The sequence below is a fragment of the Salinibacter altiplanensis genome, from assembly GCF_002894645.1.
In the GTDB taxonomy this organism is placed as follows: Bacteria; Bacteroidota; Rhodothermia; order Rhodothermales; family Salinibacteraceae; genus Salinibacter; species Salinibacter altiplanensis.
The window spans coordinates 204,363-221,061 of record NZ_NCQY01000023.1; the positions used below are offsets into that span (position 1 = coordinate 204,363).

Annotated in this window: 15 protein-coding genes; 4 read left to right on the plus strand and 11 right to left on the minus strand. The window is 67.2% G+C overall.

What is annotated here, in order from left to right:
- The first annotated feature begins 199 nt into the window (after positions 1 to 199).
- The 3 genes from B7R93_RS11085 to B7R93_RS11095 all read left to right on the plus strand — a co-directional run bounded on the left by B7R93_RS11085 (position 200) and on the right by B7R93_RS11095 (position 1,840).
- Positions 200 to 859 carry a phasin family protein gene (locus B7R93_RS11085; protein ID WP_103020826.1) on the plus strand — a complete coding sequence of 220 codons (660 nt, stop codon included), beginning with the start codon at positions 200 to 202 and terminating at the stop codon, positions 857 to 859.
- A 43-nt stretch (positions 860 to 902) separates the two neighbouring features.
- Positions 903 to 1,268 (plus strand): cupin domain-containing protein, encoded by a 366-nt coding sequence (locus tag B7R93_RS11090; protein WP_103020827.1) that lies wholly within the window; start codon positions 903 to 905, stop codon positions 1,266 to 1,268.
- A gap of 98 nt (positions 1,269 to 1,366) precedes the next feature.
- A complete protein-coding gene (locus B7R93_RS11095) occupies positions 1,367 to 1,840 on the plus strand; it encodes a hypothetical protein (RefSeq protein WP_232798343.1) in 474 nt (157 codons plus the stop codon).
- Here B7R93_RS11095 and B7R93_RS11100 read toward each other — a convergent pair.
- Positions 1,837 to 3,642 carry an ABC transporter ATP-binding protein gene (locus tag B7R93_RS11100; RefSeq protein WP_103020829.1) on the minus strand — a complete coding sequence of 602 codons (1,806 nt, stop codon included), beginning with the start codon at positions 3,640 to 3,642 and terminating at the stop codon, positions 1,837 to 1,839. The two genes, B7R93_RS11095 and B7R93_RS11100, sit on opposite strands and share 4 nt — an antisense overlap.
- 253 nt (positions 3,643 to 3,895) lie before the next feature.
- On the opposite strand from B7R93_RS11100, the gene B7R93_RS11105 reads away from it, so the two are divergent.
- Entirely contained in the window at positions 3,896 to 4,294 is a 399-nt protein-coding gene (locus B7R93_RS11105) for a hypothetical protein (protein WP_232798344.1), read from the plus strand.
- Between the two features lie 7 nt (positions 4,295 to 4,301).
- Here B7R93_RS11105 and B7R93_RS11110 read toward each other — a convergent pair whose 3' ends face one another.
- The 10 genes from B7R93_RS11110 to B7R93_RS11155 all read right to left on the minus strand — a co-directional run bounded on the left by B7R93_RS11110 (position 4,302) and on the right by B7R93_RS11155 (position 16,692).
- Complete coding sequence (locus tag B7R93_RS11110; protein ID WP_103020830.1) at positions 4,302 to 6,851, minus strand: DUF5686 and carboxypeptidase-like regulatory domain-containing protein; 2,550 nt, start codon at positions 6,849 to 6,851, stop codon at positions 4,302 to 4,304.
- Between the two features lie 63 nt (positions 6,852 to 6,914).
- Positions 6,915 to 7,679: an ABC transporter ATP-binding protein gene (locus B7R93_RS11115; RefSeq protein ID WP_103020831.1), complete on the minus strand. Its 765-nt coding sequence runs from the start codon at positions 7,677 to 7,679 to the stop codon at positions 6,915 to 6,917.
- A 125-nt stretch (positions 7,680 to 7,804) separates the two neighbouring features.
- Positions 7,805 to 9,169 (minus strand): efflux RND transporter periplasmic adaptor subunit, encoded by a 1,365-nt coding sequence (locus B7R93_RS11120; RefSeq protein ID WP_103020832.1) that lies wholly within the window; start codon positions 9,167 to 9,169, stop codon positions 7,805 to 7,807.
- Positions 9,170 to 9,220: 51 nt separating this feature from the next.
- Positions 9,221 to 10,627 (minus strand): TolC family protein, encoded by a 1,407-nt coding sequence (locus B7R93_RS11125; protein WP_103020907.1) that lies wholly within the window; start codon positions 10,625 to 10,627, stop codon positions 9,221 to 9,223.
- 49 nt (positions 10,628 to 10,676) lie between these two features.
- Entirely contained in the window at positions 10,677 to 11,897 is a 1,221-nt protein-coding gene (locus B7R93_RS11130; RefSeq protein WP_103020833.1) for an ABC transporter permease, read from the minus strand.
- 153 nt (positions 11,898 to 12,050) lie between these two features.
- Complete coding sequence (locus B7R93_RS11135) at positions 12,051 to 13,295, minus strand: ABC transporter permease (protein ID WP_103020834.1); 1,245 nt, start codon at positions 13,293 to 13,295, stop codon at positions 12,051 to 12,053.
- Positions 13,296 to 13,455: 160 nt separating this feature from the next.
- Complete coding sequence (locus B7R93_RS11140; protein ID WP_103020835.1) at positions 13,456 to 14,637, minus strand: hypothetical protein; 1,182 nt, start codon at positions 14,635 to 14,637, stop codon at positions 13,456 to 13,458.
- Positions 14,638 to 14,893: 256 nt separating this feature from the next.
- Positions 14,894 to 15,328 (minus strand): hypothetical protein, encoded by a 435-nt coding sequence (locus B7R93_RS11145; protein ID WP_103020836.1) that lies wholly within the window; start codon positions 15,326 to 15,328, stop codon positions 14,894 to 14,896.
- Between the two features lie 179 nt (positions 15,329 to 15,507).
- On the minus strand, positions 15,508 to 15,924 hold the full coding sequence (locus B7R93_RS11150) for a hypothetical protein (protein WP_232798345.1): 417 nt from the start codon (positions 15,922 to 15,924) through the stop codon (positions 15,508 to 15,510).
- Positions 15,925 to 16,692: a LytR/AlgR family response regulator transcription factor gene (locus B7R93_RS11155; RefSeq protein ID WP_103020837.1), complete on the minus strand. Its 768-nt coding sequence runs from the start codon at positions 16,690 to 16,692 to the stop codon at positions 15,925 to 15,927. It lies immediately after the preceding gene.
- Positions 16,693 to 16,699 lie beyond the last annotated feature (7 nt).

Here is a 16,699-nt window from a genome sequence, read left to right on the forward strand (position 1 = left end):
TCATGCGTGACGGCGCGATGCGCGAAGACCGGCGGCCCTCACGAATCGCGTGTCGCGCCTCCCTCGCCTGCATTCGCGACACGATCGGTCAATTTCCGGAACCAATGACGCACTGCGTTATTACCAAGCCTGCAGTGCCCTTCGCACTGCGGCTGTGCACTCTTCGGAGGCCCATTTATCACCAATTTGACGGACTGTCATGACGGCCACGAACGACGAGACGCCGACGGACGACCGGAACAGCTTTTCCCTCAAGACCCTGCCCGACGAGGTATCGGGGCGGGCGCGTGAGATTTGGCTCGCCGGGCTCGGGGCCCTGGAACGGCTTGAACAAGAAGGCGACAAGGTGTTCGAAACGCTCGTTGAGCGCGGCCGGCACTACGAAGACGCACGCCGTGACCAGATCGAAGAGGCCACCGAGACCCTCCGCGACCAGCAGGCGACGCTCGCCGAGGACGTGACTCAGCGGCTCGACGACGCGACGCAGTCGGTGGAGGAGGCCGTCTCGGACACCCTCAGCGGCACGCTCGGCCAGCTCGGGGTGGCCAGTCGCAGCGAGGTGCGCGACCTGTCCCGGCGCGTAGGGGAGCTGTCGAAGAAGCTGGACGCCCTCTCGGAGATGCTCACCGCTCAACAGACGGCCGCAGAGGCCGGCGTCTTTCACGTCGCGCCCACCGACGATGGCTGGCACGTCACGGTCGAGGGGACGGACGACCCTGTGGGGACATACGGCACGAAGAAGGAAGCCGTGAGTACCGCCCGCACCACAGCCAAGGAGCAGGCCCCCAGCCAACTCGTCGTCCACAAGCAGGATCGCTCGGTCCAGGAGAGCTTCTCGTACGACACGGCCGACGCGTAGTCCTCGGCCTGCCGATCCCACCGGCCCGTCCCGACCGTTCCTCATGCACGCCGGAACCCTCCGCGACAAGCTGGAGCAGTTCGACGAACAGTGGGCCCCCCGCATCATCGCGGCGGTGAACGACCAGCACGTCAAGCTCGCCAAGCTGGCGGGCCCGTTCGACTGGCACCACCACGACGGTGCGGACGAGTTTTTTCTCGTGCTCCGTGGACGGCTCGTCATCGAGTTCCGGGACGCGGACGATCGTCGGCTCGACGAGGGCGACTTCTGCGTCGTCCCGAGCGGCACCGACCACCGCCCGGTCGCCCCCGAGGGGGAGGCCCACGTCCTGCTCGTCGAGCCCGCCGGGACCCGCAACACCGGACCGCGCGATACCGACCGCACGGTTGAGGATCCCGAATGGATTTGAGCCAGCGGCCCGGATTGGCGCGGACTCACGAGACGCACGCCGTCGCGCTTCCGAATCGACGGCCACATGTTTTTCTTTTCCAGAGTGCCCGCCTCGCCATGATCCAACAGGACGTGCTAATGCGGCAGATCCGCCAGTTCACGAAGGCCATCGCCACGCTGCTGGGACAGTCGTCCCGCGAGCAGCCCGACGACCTGTTGCGGGGCATCGACGAGGCCTGCCGCACGCACCTCGACGGGCGGGCCGAGGACCTGCGCACGCTTCCGCCGGACGCGCTGCTGGAGCTGTGCCACGACAACGACCGGTTCGTGCCGGACGTGGCCCAGACCCTTGCCCGGGCCCTCCACCGGATGGGGGAAACCTACGCGTACCGGGACGCCGACGAGAAGGCCGGGGCGAGCTTTGCACGGTCGCTCCTCCTCTACCGCCACCTCCTTCAGGATCCGGACGCACCGGTGTCGTGGCAGGTGGGCACGACGGTCGCGGCCCTTTCGGAGCGGGTGGAGGCGCTTCCCGTCGACGATGCGACGACGGAGGCACTGAAGGCGTTGCGCAACAACGGGACCCCCTAGCCAATCAGCTCTTCGTCTGCCCCACTCGGCTCGCGAAACTGATACGACGCCAGCCGGCGGTACAGCCCGCCCTCCTGCATCAACTCCGCGTGCGTGCCGCGCTGCACGATGCGGCCGTCGTCGAGCACGAAGAGGCGGTCGGCGGTCTGGACCGTGGAGAACCGGTGCGCGATGATGAAGGTGGTGCGCCCCTCCATGAGCCGCTCCAGGGCCTCCTGCACGAGGGCCTCCGAGGCGGAGTCGAGCGACGAGGTGGCCTCATCGAGCAGCAGCAGGCGCGCGTCGCGCAGCAGGGCCCGGGCGATGGCGACGCGCTGGCGCTGCCCGCCACTCAGCTTCACGCCCCGCTCGCCCACCTCGGCGTCGTACCCCTCGGGCAGGTCCACGATGAAGTCGTGCGCGTTGGCGGCGCGGGCCGCCTCGGCCACCGCTTCGTCGGACGCGTCGAGCCGCCCGTAGCGGATGTTCTCCCCAATCGTGGCGTTGAAGAGGTGCACCTCCTGCGACACGGACGCGATCTGTGCCCGGAGGGACCGCCGCGTGACGCGGCGCAGGTCGTGGTCATCGACGAGGACACGCCCCTCCTGAGGGTCGTAGAAGCGGGGGATCAGGCTCATGAGGGTCGACTTCCCCGCGCCGCTCGGCCCCACGAGGGCGACCGTCTCGCCCGCCGCCACGTCGAGCGAGAGGTCCTTGAGCACGGGCTGGCCCTCGTCGTAGGCGAAGGTCACGTCGTCGAGGCGCACACGGCCGTCGATCGGCGGCAGGGCGACGGCGTCCGGGGCGTCGCGGAGGCGGGGCTCGGTGTCGAGCAGGTCGAACAGGCGCTCCGTGGCGCCCGCGGCGCTGTTGAACGTGGAGTAGAGCTGCGACATGCTGCTCACACTGCGCGCGATGTTGAAGGCATAAAACACGAACGCCACGAGGTCGCCCTCCGTGAGCCGCCCGGCCAGCACCTCGATGCCGCCGTACCAGAAGATCGCGACAAGGGCCGCGAAGAAGAGCAGTCCCACCGTCGACTCGAACAGGGCCGTGACGACCACACGGTAGCGCGCCGTGCCGAAGAGATCTTCCACCGCTTCGTTGTAACGGTCCACCTCATACTCGGACCGGGCAAACGCCTTGACGACGCGGACGGACGCGAGGGCCTCCTCTGCCACGGCCGTCGTGTCGGCCAGCCGGTCCTGAATGTCGCGGGCGAGCGCCCGGATCTTGCGCCCGAAGTAGATCGCAAACCCGGTGACGGCCGGCACGATGAGGAAGATGATGAGGCTGAGGCGCCAGTTGAGCACCACCATGAGCGCCACCGAGCCCACCAGCGAGAGCGACTGGGTTAGGAAGTTTGGCAGCGCGTCCGTCACCGCGCTCCGCACCGAGCCCACGTCGTTGGTAAGGCGCGAGGTGAGGTCGCCCGTACGGCGGTCGGTAAAGAACCGCAGGCTCTGCCGGTGGAGGTGCCGGTACACCTTCGTCCGCAGGTCCGCCACCACGCGCTCCCCGACCCAGCCCAGCAGGTACTTGCCCCCGAAGGCCGCCGCGGAGCGGGCCAGAAACAGCCCGATGAGCACCAGGGTGAGAAGGTCGAGCAGGGCCCGATTTTCCTCCTGAAACACCGCGTCCACCAGCTCGCGCAGGCCCAGCGGCACGACGAGCGCCACCGCCGCCCCCACCACGGTAAGCACCACGGCCCCCGCGAGGCGGACCCGGTAGGGCCATCCGAGCCGGAGGATGCGCCGGAGGGATGTCCACAGCCGCGCAGGACGGAGCGACGAGGCGTCAGACGTAGAATCAGACTCCGGCATGAGCGGCGGGCGTGGATGGTGGATCGGCTGTTTTCCCCTTTGAATCAACCTTCTGCCCGACAGAAGGGATTCGCGGGGGATGTCCCCGTTTCGGAAAAAGACGAAACCCCGGGCGTCTGCCCGAGGACTTGGCGTCGCGCCGGCACGGCTTCGCCCCGACGCGCCCCGTTCCGCGCAGAGTCGAGCGCAACAACCACCGGGCCCGTGTGTGAAAAGGGCAGCCTCGCGTCTTCTGCTCACTGCCACTTTGCCCATGCGCGCTTCTACACTGCTGCTACTGCTTCTCGGGTCGGCCGGGGCCCTCGCGGCCTGCGCCACCACCGCCGGGCCTCTGTTCGACGACAAGCGTGAGTCGTACGTGCAGGAAAATGACCTGTCGGGCAAAGACAGCGTGCACGTGAGGGAGGGCCGCATCTACCGGGGCATGCCGATCAACCACGCGCTGGCGGCCCTGGGATCGCCCGCCGGCCAGGACACGACGACGACCGACGGCGAGACGCGCGTCGAATACACGTACCGGTCGCGCCCCAACGCTTTCGATCCCGGCAATGTGCCTCGGGCGTACGTCTACGCGGAAGAACAGGCGGTGGTCGACTGGAGAGGCCTCGACAAGATTCCCCGGTTCGACGCGTACTACGAGGGAGGGATGTGATCCCGGCCTACAAAAATCGCAGCACGCTCACGCCGAGACTGAGCCCCTCCGCGTCGAGCCGCTTCGTCAGGTCGAGACGAAGAGAATCGTAGAGCAGGCCGTTGACCGACAGCCCAATCTCGTGGTGGGACCCGTCCGCCTGCCGAACCGCGACGCCGCGCCGGCGGAGGCGCTGCTCGGTGTCGTCGTCGATCCAGGCGCGCCCGTGGCCGCCGTGCACGATGAGTTCGATGTCCTGCTCGACCGGCGCCTGCCACCCGAGGAGCTCGAAGGGCACCGTGCGGACGTTGTGCTCCCAGAACAGGGCCGCGTGGTGCTCGCCCTGGTACGGGCGGTCGTCAAGCGTACGGAGCGCGCCGAACGGCGTGTAGGGCTGCGGGCTCGCCTCCACCACCCCGAAGCGCTGCAGGGGCGGGTCCCCGAACGAGGCCCCCGCGTCGACCCGGAGGTCCAGCGTGTTGGGACGAACGCGGCGCTGGAAGAATGTCTCAAAGCGGGCATCGGCCACCGCCTCCACCCGCGTGAAGTCGAAGTCGCTCGCCGCCACGTCCGGGTCGCTGTGCTCGACGGTCACCTCGACGCGAGTGATCGGGAATACGCCCAGCAGCCCGCCGTCACCGAGCGTGGCCGTGAGCGCCCCCGACCGCAGCCAGCCGTCGTCGACCGACGGGTTCGCCGGCTGCGTCACAGACCGGCCGAAGGCATTGTAGTCCGTGGCCTTGCGGACGGAGAAGTGTCGCTCATTCCGAACTTGGAGCGTGAGGTCCAGCGCAGGATCCGAAATCGTCTGCCGGATGGACACGCGGAGCCGCTCGTTTCCGAAGTAATCGAAGTAGTCCGGCGCCCCCGCGAGCGTCCAGAGGCTGTTCGAGAGGCGCGCCCAGACGGATCCCATGCGGGCCCGGGCCCGGTAGCGCGGCGCGACGCCGTAGTGGTAGCGGGCGGACAGGTCCGTGTCGTCCGCCAGCGGCAGGGTGGCCTCGCCCCCGTACGACCACTGCGTGGATCCCGATGGCCCGGTGTTGTAGCCCCCCTGCCCCGTGACAGCGAGCGGCCCGACCCCGAAGTTGAGCCGGAGGCCAAAGTGTCCCCCCTCCACGCGGTTGTAGCGGAGAATCGGGAATCCTCCCTCAAAGTCGACGAACGAAGAGCTCCCAGAATCTTCCCCCGCGGCGTCCGTCGTATCGGACGCGGCCGTCTCGTCCGCGTCGCTGCCCCCAAGGCTCAATCCATCCTCCTCAACGAGACCGAGGTCCTGGAGCCATCCGTAGAGCCCGCCCGGATCGAACGCATCCTGCACCGTGTCGGTGCTGTCGATCTGCTCGTATGCCGTCTGCTCGTCCTGCGAGTATGGCACGAACGGGCCGCCCCCCAACGAGTCGGGCTGGGCGTTGGAGAGGGACTGAATGCCCACCGTGCTATCGGCGCGCATCGCAATCTCGTCGGTCTCGCCGTCAGCGTCATAGAGCGAATCGGGAAGCGGCACGTTGATCTGATAGTCGCTCAGGCGGCTGACCTGACGAATACGGATGTCGGAGAGCGAAAAGAGCGCGGAAAACTGCACGTCTAGGTCGCGCCGAGCCCGAAAGTCGACGGGCAGCCAGTACGGCCCGCCGAAGTTGGAGAATTGCTGCTCGAAGGTGATATTGACCTCTTTCAGCACCCGCGACGTGCTCAGCGAAGTCGTGGGGCGGAGCCGTGCCTCCAGCAGGGCATAGGTGCTGTCGAGCACCGTCACCGTCCCCCGGAACGTGGACGAGAGGCGGTTGTCCGGCTCCACCCGGATGAGAAACGCCCGCCGCCCGTCGATGGCACGCGTCGTGTCGAGCGTAAAGTCGTAGTCGTCGAGCGCGTCGGGGTGAGTGACGCCGATCATCCGGTTTCCGAAGACCTCGACGTTGTCGCGGTACAGGTTGCGGACCGTCGCGGCGGCCGGGAGGGCCCCGTCGGCGAGGTTTTGAAGGTTGGCCGTGCCGCGCTGGGAGCGCACCACCTCACGAGTCCCCCGCTCCGCGTCCCAGAACGCGGTAGTCTGGCTCTCGGCAATGGCCGCGATCGTGGTGTCGCTGGCCAGCGCGAAGCGGTTGTAGGCCTGCACCGAGTAGCTCTTCAGCTCCGGCCACCACTCCTGCTTGCGCTCGATCACGCGCCGCATGATCGTCTCGCCGGGATTTCCGGACCCGGTGACCGTCACCTCGTCCATCTGGACGGTCGACGGCGCCAGGCGAAATACCTGGCGGGACTCCGTATCGGCCGTGATTCGGCGCCGGACGGACTCGTAGCCGACGTAGCGCACGACGACGGTGACCGGCAGGCTGTCAAGCGTCAGGGTGTACCGGCCGTCCGCGTTCGTAATGGTGCCCTCGTACGTGTCCGCGATCCGGAGATTGGCCTGTGGGAGAGGGGCCTGCGTGTCCGCGTCGACCACTCGCCCGCTCAGGGTGAGGGCCGTCGGGGCTCGTGTGTCCTGTGCGTGCGCCGGCGCGACGACGATCGAAAGCAGGAGGACAGAAAACAGAGCGGCCCAGAGGGGACGGGAAGAGCTGGGAGGGGACATGCCAGGACCAATCGATCGTTTACAGAGACTCCATCCGGCCGGAATGCAGATGATTCGCCGTGCCTACCCGATTGAGATATCTGCGCTCGCCAGCACCGGTTCCTCCACGGTCTCTTCTCGCTCCAGCTTTCCGTCCCGGAGGTGGATAACGCGCCGGGCATGGTGGGCGATGACCTCCTCGTGGGTGACCAGCAGAATGGTGTTGCCCTGCCGGTGAAGGCCTTCCAGGAGCTCCATGATTTCGTCCCCCGTCTCCGTGTCGAGGTTGCCGGTCGGCTCGTCGGCCAGCAGGAGCGACGGGCGGTTGACGAGGGCACGGGCCGTGGCCACGCGCTGGCGCTGTCCCCCGGACAGCTCATTGGGGCGGTGGTCGAGCCGGTCGCCGAGCCCCACGCTGCGAAGCGCCTCGGCCGCCCGCTCGCGCCGATCGCGCTTCGACATGCCGGCGTAGATGAGTGGCAACTCGGCGTTGCGCAGACAGTTGACGCGGGGCAGCAGGTTGAACGTCTGGAAGACAAACCCGATCTCGTGGTTGCGAATCTCCGCGAGCTCATCGTCGGAGAAGGTGCTCACGTCTTCCCCCCGCAGGTGATAGGTCCCGCTGGTGGGTGTGTCGAGGCAGCCGAGCATGTTCATGAACGTCGACTTGCCGGAGCCGGACGGCCCCATGACGGCCACGTAGTCGCCCTCTTCGATTGAGAGCGTGACCCCGTCGAGCGCCCACACCTCTTGGGTGCCCATCATGTACTGCTTCTTCAGGTCGGTCACTTCGATGAGGGCCCGGTCTGGCGCACGGGTCGGAGCCCCATTGGTGGCGAGTGCTTCCATGGCGGTTTCTGGTGTGCTTTGAGCAAAACGGGTTGTGAGGAGGCCACTTGTTGGCCCCCGTCCCTGGCGAACACGGAGGGACGGACGGGGCGGTTCGTGGCCTCGCTCTCGTCTGCCGCTCCCTCCTACTGGGTCATGGCAATGGTTTCGCCCGATTGACCTCCTTCTTCACCGGTTCGGATCTTCATGCCCGGCTCCAGATTGCGGCTAATGGCGCTGTACGGCCCGGTGATGACCGTCTCTCCGCCCTCCAGCCCCGCCTTGATCTCCATGTAGGTGTCGTCGGCGACGCCGGTGTTGACTTCTACCATGCGGGCCGAGTCGCCCTCCGCCACGAACACGACCCGGCGCAGGTCCTCCGCCGCCTCGCCGTCCTGCCCAGCCGTATCGGCCGGGGCCCCGGAGCGAGCCTCGGCGAAGTCGCGCACCGTCACGGCCTGGATGGGCACCGCCACCGCGTCTTCGGCGGTCTCGGTGTAGATGTCGACCGCGCCGCTCATGCCGGGACGGAGGACCGGCGAGCCCCCACCCGTCGGAGGGACTTCGGGGCGCGCAATGGCTCCCTGCTCTCCGCTCGTAAGGCCAGTATTGGGGTTGTTCAACACGCGGATCGTGACGGGGAAATTGGTCACCTCGTTCTGACTCCCTTCGTTCTGAATGCGGGCCGAGTTGGCAATTTCCGTGACGGCCCCCTGAAAGGAGCGGTCGGGATGCGCATCGAACTCGATGGTCGCCGAGTCCCGCGACGCGACGTTCACCACGTCGCTCTCGTTGACGTCCACCTCCAGCTCCATCTGCCCGAGCCGCGACACCCGCATCATCTCGGTGCCGGCCCGCTGTTGAGTGCCCACCACGCGCTCGCCCTCCTCCACTTCCAGCCGTGTGATCGTGCCGGCCATCGGGGCGTAGATGCGCGTCTTCTGGAGCTGCTCACGGGCATCCTGCAGGTCGGCCTGCGTACTCTCGACCCGGAAGCGGGCAGCCTCCAGCTGGGCCACGGCCTGCTCGTACGTGGACTCAGCCTCCTCGAAGTCGCTCGCCGGGACCACTTCTTTCTCGTACAGTTCCTTCTGTCGATCGTAGGTGCGGCGCGCCTGCACCGAGTCGGCCCGGCGCTGGGCGAGGGTTGCCTTCGCCTCCGACACCCCCGCCTGCGCCCGCTCCACACTCGCGCGGTAGTCCTCCGCCTCGAGTCGAGCCAGCAGGTCGCCCTGCTCCACCACGTCGCCCTCCTGTACCGGCAGCTCCACGATCTCCCCCGGCACGTCGGGACTGATCTCGACCTCGACCTCGGGCTGGGCCCGGCCGAAGGCGGTCACCACCTGGGTGATGGTGCGGCGCTCGGCCTGCTCCGCCTCCACCGAGAGGCCGCGCTCCCCACCGCCGAACCATCCCAGCTGCCACCCGAGCCCGCCGGCAACGAAAAGAACGAGGAGCAGGCCGCCGCCTGCGTACAACATGCGATTCGAGGTGCTCTTCGAGGAGGCCATGGCGAAGGAATCTGGGGTCTGTGGAGAGATACGACGAGAACGGGGGACGGCCTACTGGTCCGCCGGGGCGCCCAGGAGGGGCGCAGACGGCGAAAGCCGGCCAACGTTGTAGTCAATCCGCTTCTGCTGAAAGAAGAGTTCGTATCGGGCCCGCACCTGCTGACTGGCCGCGTCGACGTAGTCGCGCAGGGCGTTCTGCAGCTCTACGATGTCGGCGGACCCGAGCCTATATCGTTCTTGGGCGGCCGTACGGGCCCGCTCGGCGGCCCGGAGGCGCTTATCGGCGGCCTCCAGCTGCTGCGTCGCATTCTGGTAGTCGAGGTACGACTGCCGCACCTGCAGGGCGATTTCCTGGCGCTGGTCCTCGAGCGCGTACTCGGCGTTCTGGGCCTGCACCTGGGCCTGCTCCACTTGATTGCTGCGCTGGAGGCGATTGAAGATGGGAATGCTGAGTGACAGCGAGACGCCGCCGCCCCGGTTCACGTCGAGCTGGTTGGTGAAGTCGTCGCTCACACCCCCTCCCACTCCCCGGCTCGACCAGTCCGTTCCGTAGTTGCCCCCCAGCGACAAGCTGGGGTAGTAGGCGGACCGCGCGGACCGAATGCCCTGCTCGGCCGCCCGCCGCTCGGCCTCCGCCACGCGCAGGTCCAGGCGGTTCTGGAACGCCTCGTCGATCAGGGCAGACAGCTCATACTGGGTGGGCTCCGGGGGGGCCTCCTCCAGGCCGGGCACCTGAAAGTCATAGGCCGCCCGGGGATTGAGCTGAAGGGTCTGGATCAGCTGCGTCTGGCTCACCTCCCGCTCTCGCTTTCCTTGTAGGAGCTGCTGCTCGGCGTCGGCCAGGTCGGCCTCCGCGGTGTACAGGTCCGAGGTGGGTCGCGAGCCGGCCTCTACAAACTCCTCAATCTGACGCAGGCGCTTGCGCTGCGCTTCGACCTGCTCCCGCCGCACCCGCACGATCTCGCGACTCTCCACCAGGGAAATGAACTGGTCCATCACGGTGAACACCACCTCCCGCTGCGTGCGCTTCAGGTTCGTCTGGTCCGCCCCGGCCCGCTCGCGGGCCTCTCGGAGGGAGGCTACGTTCTCAAACCCGTTGAAGAGCGTGACGCTCGACCGACCGCTCAGGTTGAAGAAGTCGGTCGACTGTGTCGTGAAGTCGCCGGTGACCTGGCTGAAGTTGCGTCCTACCCGCCGCGAGATGTCCGAGTTGATGCTCAAGTCCGGCGCGAAGTCCATCCACTCGGACTGCACCTGCACGTTCGACTGCCGGGCCTGCGCCTGTGCCCGCTTGATGTTGGTGTTTTGGTCGAGGGCGGTGCGCACCGCCTCGTCGAACGCAATCTGGGTGGTGTCCTGGGATGGCTGTGCGGTCGCCGGGGCCGTCCCGAACGTCAGGAGCACGGCGAGAAGGGCCAGTCCCGTCGCAACGGGACGGAGGAAAGAGAAGCGTTGCATGAGCGTGGTGGAGAACATGAGGAGAACACGAATGACCGGGGCCGGCACGCTACTCGTACCGAAGAGACTCGATGGGGTCCAGGCGGGCGGCCTTGTAGGCCGGATAGCCGCCGAAGACGATGGCCAGCAGAGTGACGCCCCCCACGGCAATGCCCGCCCACATCCACGGGAAGGAGGGACGGATGTCCCAGTAGAGGGCCGCTAGGTTGCCGCCCAGCCCCCCGAGCACGATGCCGATCAGGCCGCCGATCTGGCACAGGACGATGGCCTCCAGCAGAAACTGGCCCAGGATGTTGCGCCACTTGGCGCCCACGGCCTTGCGGATGCCAATCTCCTTTGTCCGCTCGGTCACGGAGACGAGCATAATGTTCATGATGCCCACCCCGGCGGCCAGCAGCGAGATGAGCCCCACGAGCGCCCCGCCCGTCGTGAGGGTGCTCGTAAATTCCCCGAAGGTGCTGCGGAGAAAGTCGCTCGATTCGATGTTGAAGGTGCTCGGGGCCCCGGGTGCCACCTGCCGAATGACCCGCAGCTGGCTTCGCACCTCGTCCTCGGCGGCCGAGAGCCGGGAGGACGCGGCGGCCCGGACGCGCGTGTCGTCCATGCTACGGCCCCCACTTCCGTACGCCCCAAAAAGGTGGGTGAGAGGGGCGTACACTCGCGTGTTCGGGCTCCGGAAGAGCCCCGCCTTCTCGGCCAGAACCCCTACCACCTTTAGCCGCACCCGCCCAATCCGGACCTGTTGGCCGAGCGGACTGGTGGCCGGGAAGAGCACATCGGCCACCTCCGCCCCGAGAAGGGCCACCGGGCGGCCGCTCTGCACATCCTGTTCCACGAAGGGCCGCCCCGCCTGCATCTCGTAGCCGAAGTTGGCGAGAAACGACTCGTCGGTGCCGTAGAGCGACACGTTTGGGTTCGTCTCCTGCCGGTCCGACTGTGCCTTCACGCCCCCGTCGAACCGCTCGCTCACACTGATCGTCAGGTCGGTGCCCACCCGCTCTTTGAGGCGCAGGACCTGGTCGTGCGTGATGGGGGGATGGTACCGCCCGGGCCCGTCGCCGCCGCCGTAGTCGTACCGTTCTACCGAAACGGTGGATGCCCCAAGGCCCTGAATCGAGCTCTTGAAGTACTGGTCGATCACGTCCACGGCCGTCACGGCGGCGATCACCGCAAAGACCCCGATGACGATGCCGAGCAGGGTGAGGGCGGAGCGCAATTTGTTGGCCCGGAGCGCCTGAAGCGCCTCCCGGATGGTCTCGAATCCGTTCATGAGAACAGCAGTCTCGTTCGGAAAGTGCAAAGGCCCTACGCTACGCGGTCTGTTCGTGCCGCACCACGAGCCCGCTCCGTGTCGGCACCGAGGGAGAGCGAGAGATCGGCATGGGCTTCTGTGAGGGGTGAGCTTTGCAGAAAGAACGTGCAGCTACTCGTACCGGAGGGCGTCGATGGGATCGGCCGTGGCGGCCTGCCAGGCCGGCGCGATGCCGAACAGAATGCCCACCCCGACGCAGATGCCGAAGGCGAGCCCCACCGTCTGGGCGGGCAGAGACGCGGTCAGCCCCAGTGCACTCACCCCCATCGCCCCGAGGGCCGAGAGCCCGAGCCCGAGGACGCCCCCGATCAGACACACGATGACCGCCTCGACGAGAAACTGAAACAGGATGGTGCGGCGTTTGGCCCCCACTGCCTTGCGGATGCCGATTTCTTTCGTCCGCTCACGCACCGACACGAACATGATGTTCATCACACCGATGCCCCCCACCACCAGGGCAAGGCCCGTCAAGAACAGCCCCACCCCGTAAATTGCGATCCGGACGCTCGCGAAGCTGTCCATGACCTGCTGCTGGTCGTTGATCGCAAAATTATTTTCTTCCCCCGGCCCCACCCCCCGAACCGTTCGCACAATGCCCGTAAGCTCCTCCTCGGCCCGGTTCATCAGGGCCGAGCTCTCTACCTTCGCCATGACGGTGACCCCGTCCTGGCGGCTGACGCCGAACACCTTGTCGTAGGTACGAAACGGCATCAAAATGCGCTCGTCCGGCGAGCCGGGCCCCCCAAACATGCTCTCGCCCTTTTCCGTCTGCACCCCAATCACTGTACAGGGGACGCCCCCCATCTTGAGTTCTTTTCCGAGCGGCGTGACCGCCGGAAAGAGCTCCTCGGCGACGGTGGCCCCGATGACGCAGACCTGTCGCCCCGCCCGCTCTTCAGACCGGGTGTAGAATCGCCCCCGGCGGAGCTCCACGTTGCGGATGCGCCCGTACTGGGGCGGCGAGCCCATGATTTCGGCCTCGACCTCTTGTCCGCGGTAGGTTGTCTGCCGGTCCGTGTCGATCATCGGCGCCGCCGTCTCGGCGAAGCGCGAGCGCTCCTGGATGGTCTGGGCCAGAGCCGGCTGAATGGCCGGGCGATTGCGAAGACGCCACCACTCGCGGTCGGTGTTCTGGCCCCACGGAAACTGATCGACGTACAGCACGTCCGTCCCGAGCTGCGAGAGGGCCTTCTCGAACTCCTGATCCAACCCGTTGATGACGGTCGCCATCAGCGTCACCGCCGCAATGCCAATGATGACCCCCAATGTGGTAAGCGTCGACCGCATCTTGTTGGCCCAGATGGCCTGTCCAGCAATGCGGATCCCCTCCACGACTTCGAAGACAAAACGGCGCATGGACTCTCACGAGCGTTCAACAGACACGAAATGGGAGCGTCCTTCCCCCTCGGCGGGCCGCTCCGCTGGAACCGGAGATCAGCCCATGGGGGCACAGGCTGCGGGCCTTCTTCAAGGTGCGCATACATTCCAACACCAGTAGGCCCTGCGTGATGCCGCCCTATCGACGAATTGCCCGGTTCGCCCGACGAATCGAAGCCACCGACCCACGAGCGGTCGGCACGTCGCGGTCTGCCTGGATCGTCTGCCGGAACTGCTCGCGGCCCACCGTGAGCTGCGCGTGCACGACCGGGCCGTCTCGCTCGATGCTCGCATCATCGAGCAGGCCCCGCAGGCCGTTGGCGTCCGGGGCGTCTCCGGACAGCCGGACCGCCGCCATCACCCCCTTCGACACGTCGACGACATTGGAGGCACTGGTCTCGTCCCGCATCGTGAGGTAGGCCTCCCCCTCTACGGATTCGGGGCTCAGGGTCACCGAGACGGCCTGCTCGCGCACCTGGCGCCGCAGTCGTTCGAACCGACTGTCGTCCGGGGCCTCGACCTCAAACGCCGGCGGGTCGTCAAGCCCCAACATGCGGTCAGCCCACGCGCCGAGCATCCGCTTCAGCCCGGCCCCGTTGGGAGCAGGGGCCGTCGCGGTGTCGCCTCGTTCCCCCACGGAGTCGCGAAGCGCGGTCTGCAGGACGTCGCGCCCCACGAGCCACGCGGTACTGCCGTGGCCCACCCGCTCCACGAGCGTCATGTAGGGATCGTTGCCGCGAAGGCCGGGGGCCTCGTCTTGGTGCCGATCCACCATGGCTTCAACGCGCCCGGCCTCCGGCGCCACGGCAATTACCCCGTCCCGCACAAACCCCAGCGTGAGGGTGTCGGGGGCGGCGGCGTCCGACGGCGTTCCGGCAACGAGGTGATAGACGGGCACCTCCCCGTAGGTCGTCGTGTAGCCGGCCTCCGGGACCCGGTCCAGGTACCGGTCCATCTGGGCCGGGGTCAAGTCCGCAAACACCACCGCGCTGAACGATTGGGCGCGCCCTCCGGTCCCGTACACCGCCTTCAGGTCCGCCTCCGGCTTCATGCCCGTCGCGTCCAGGAAGGTGCCCAGGCGGGTGCCCTCTGCTCTCCGGAGTTGTTCGCGCAGGCCCATGTCCGTCCACGCCCCAAGCTGCCCCGTCATCGTTTCCAAGTCAACCATGCCGGCAAAACGAGGCGTCTCCGGGAGCAGGGCCGTCGCCTGCCGCGTTTGCGTAGGGACGCGGTCGGTGAGACTCATGTAGGGCTCGCAGCCGGCAAGCCCCACGGCAACGACGACAAGAAGGCCCCAGAGCGGTGGGCGGCGAGCAGACATGGCGACACGGATTGGTCGGGACACAAGAACGGCACGGCGCAGCGGAGCGTCGTGTTGGGTGCCGGTCCCGTACGTGCCGTGGCCCGCCGTGATGCCGGGCGTGCGACGGACCGGCCACGCGACGCGACGAATGCCCGAGCAGCGGAGATGGATGGGGCCGCTGCTCGCGTGTTCTCTTCAGCTTCTGGCCCAGACGGCCATGCATCCGCGCCGTCCTCGCTCGCCCAAGACGCAGACCGAGCCCCAGAAGGCAGTACTACGTCATGGTGATGTGTTTCTGCAGACGGTCGTCCGAGATGGAAAGCTGCCCCTCCTCGTTTACCTTCTCGTACAGCGCTTCGGAGCACACGCGGGTGCTCATCTCTTCGCACCAGCAGGCAAACTCGTACCCCACGGCCCCGTGGTCGTCGCCAAAGGCCTCAAACTTGGCCGTCCGCAGGCTCTCTTCGGGGGACGTGCCGACGCCCCAGACGATGCCAGTCGTTCCGTCGAACGTCACCCAGTGGGCAGGCGTGGCGACGCGCTCGAACTTCTCAAGCTTCCCCCCCACGGCGGAGTCGTCGCGTTCGACCTCCCGAAACCCTGCGTTGGAGGAACTCCAGACGAGGTCCTTGGGGGCGATCCGGCCCTCTGTTTTTTCGACGTACCCGTCGGGAAAGCGGTCGGGGTGTGTAGCGTGGGGATCAGCCATGACGTGTGCCTTTGACCGGAGCGGAACGGAATGCGGTGCGATCGATCACCACAGGCTTGTGCCCAGGCAAAGTCCGCACTGCCGGCTCTCGCGGATGGTTCACCCCACATCTCCGTTCTACGCCCAAGCGGGCTCTTTCCACGACTTCGTTACGTGGGCAGCTGGCCCCCAGGGCCTCCTCAGCCCCCCGCTAGGAACTCGCGTTCCAGATCGCGGAGTTCACCGAGCACCGCTTCTCGGTCGCCTGCGTCCTCCAGATCGACCGTGCGGAGGTTCGTCGAGGCCGTATGCACATCGAGGGCCGTTCCGTTTTCCCCCGTCACGATGAGCCCGAGCCGCAGGGGCGACTTAGCGTCGGCGGGCGACTGGGCCTGTCGCACCCGCATCTCGCGGCGGGCATCGTCGAGGGCCCGGAAAAGCCGCCGCGCCTCGGCGCCGTGCACCGAGGTCGGCAGGGCCGTGTCCGTCAGATCAAGGGGAGATCGGTCCGCCCCGTGCACGGGGTGAGAGGAGCGGTGTCCGACCACGGCGAGGTGAGCGTTCATGGCGTTGCGGATGAGGCAAGCGTTGGGGGGAGCACTGACGGTCGCTTTCATCTAGCCCGTGGCGTCGAGCAGCGCGTCGATGTTGTCGCTGTAGCCCCGGCTCGTCTTCAGGGGCGTGCCGCTCGCCATGCGAAGCTGGTAGGTGCCATGGTCGAGGGGGCGCAGCTCATCGATGTGCTCCACGTTGACGATGTAGGAGCGATGCACGCGCAGGAACCGATCGGCGTCAAGCTGCTCCTCGAGCTTCTTCATCGTCTTCCGGACCAGATGGGCGTCGTCGCCGTCGTGCAGAGCCACGTAGTCGCCCTCCGACTCGATCCACTGTACGTCCTCGGCGTCCACGAAGTAGATGCGATCTCGACTCCGCACCGTGAAGCGTTCGATGCTGGTCTCCTCGTCCGCGTACTCCCGGAGCATCCCCCGAAGCTGTTGGTTGAGGGTGTCCGCTTCCGTCTGGCGGAGCTGTTGACGGGCCCGTTCCATCGCTTCCTGGAAGCGGGCCTCCTCGATCGGCTTAAGCAAATAGTCGAGCGCGTGGGCCTCGAAGGCCTCCAGCGCATACTGGTCGTAGGCCGTCACGAAGATGGTGAGCGGCATCGCTTCCACCCCCACCTCGCGCACGACCTCCAGCCCGCTCATTTCGGGCATCTGCACATCGAGAAACACGAGGGCGGGCTCCTGCGCCTTGATCTGACGCACCGCCTCGTCCCCGTCGGTGGCCTCCCCGACGATGGTCACATTATCGAGGGGCTCCACAAGCTGCCGCACCCCGGTGCGGGCGAGCGGCTCGTCGTCGACGATGAGGGCGCGAATGGGCATACGTCTA

Excerpts from the sequence above, each read along its gene's own strand:
- B7R93_RS11155 (WP_103020837.1), bottom strand. The coding sequence starts at position 16,692 with ATGCCCATTCGCGCCCTCATCGTCGACGACGAGCCGCTCGCCCGCACC.
- B7R93_RS11125 (WP_103020907.1), bottom strand. The coding sequence starts at position 10,627 with ATGCAACGCTTCTCTTTCCTCCGTCCCGTTGCGACGGGACTGGCCCTT.
- B7R93_RS11120 (WP_103020832.1), bottom strand. The coding sequence starts at position 9,169 with ATGGCCTCCTCGAAGAGCACCTCGAATCGCATGTTGTACGCAGGCGGC.
- B7R93_RS11095 (WP_232798343.1), top strand. The coding sequence starts at position 1,367 with ATGATCCAACAGGACGTGCTAATGCGGCAGATCCGCCAGTTCACGAAG.
- B7R93_RS11135 (WP_103020834.1), bottom strand. The coding sequence starts at position 13,295 with ATGCGCCGTTTTGTCTTCGAAGTCGTGGAGGGGATCCGCATTGCTGGA.
- B7R93_RS11085 (WP_103020826.1), top strand. The coding sequence starts at position 200 with ATGACGGCCACGAACGACGAGACGCCGACGGACGACCGGAACAGCTTT.
- B7R93_RS11150 (WP_232798345.1), bottom strand. The coding sequence starts at position 15,924 with ATGAAAGCGACCGTCAGTGCTCCCCCCAACGCTTGCCTCATCCGCAAC.
- B7R93_RS11145 (WP_103020836.1), bottom strand. The coding sequence starts at position 15,328 with ATGGCTGATCCCCACGCTACACACCCCGACCGCTTTCCCGACGGGTAC.
- B7R93_RS11100 (WP_103020829.1), bottom strand. The coding sequence starts at position 3,642 with ATGCCGGAGTCTGATTCTACGTCTGACGCCTCGTCGCTCCGTCCTGCG.
- B7R93_RS11090 (WP_103020827.1), top strand. The coding sequence starts at position 903 with ATGCACGCCGGAACCCTCCGCGACAAGCTGGAGCAGTTCGACGAACAG.
- B7R93_RS11105 (WP_232798344.1), top strand. The coding sequence starts at position 3,896 with ATGCGCGCTTCTACACTGCTGCTACTGCTTCTCGGGTCGGCCGGGGCC.
- B7R93_RS11110 (WP_103020830.1), bottom strand. The coding sequence starts at position 6,851 with ATGTCCCCTCCCAGCTCTTCCCGTCCCCTCTGGGCCGCTCTGTTTTCT.
- B7R93_RS11130 (WP_103020833.1), bottom strand. The coding sequence starts at position 11,897 with ATGAACGGATTCGAGACCATCCGGGAGGCGCTTCAGGCGCTCCGGGCC.
- B7R93_RS11140 (WP_103020835.1), bottom strand. The coding sequence starts at position 14,637 with ATGTCTGCTCGCCGCCCACCGCTCTGGGGCCTTCTTGTCGTCGTTGCC.
- B7R93_RS11115 (WP_103020831.1), bottom strand. The coding sequence starts at position 7,679 with ATGGAAGCACTCGCCACCAATGGGGCTCCGACCCGTGCGCCAGACCGG.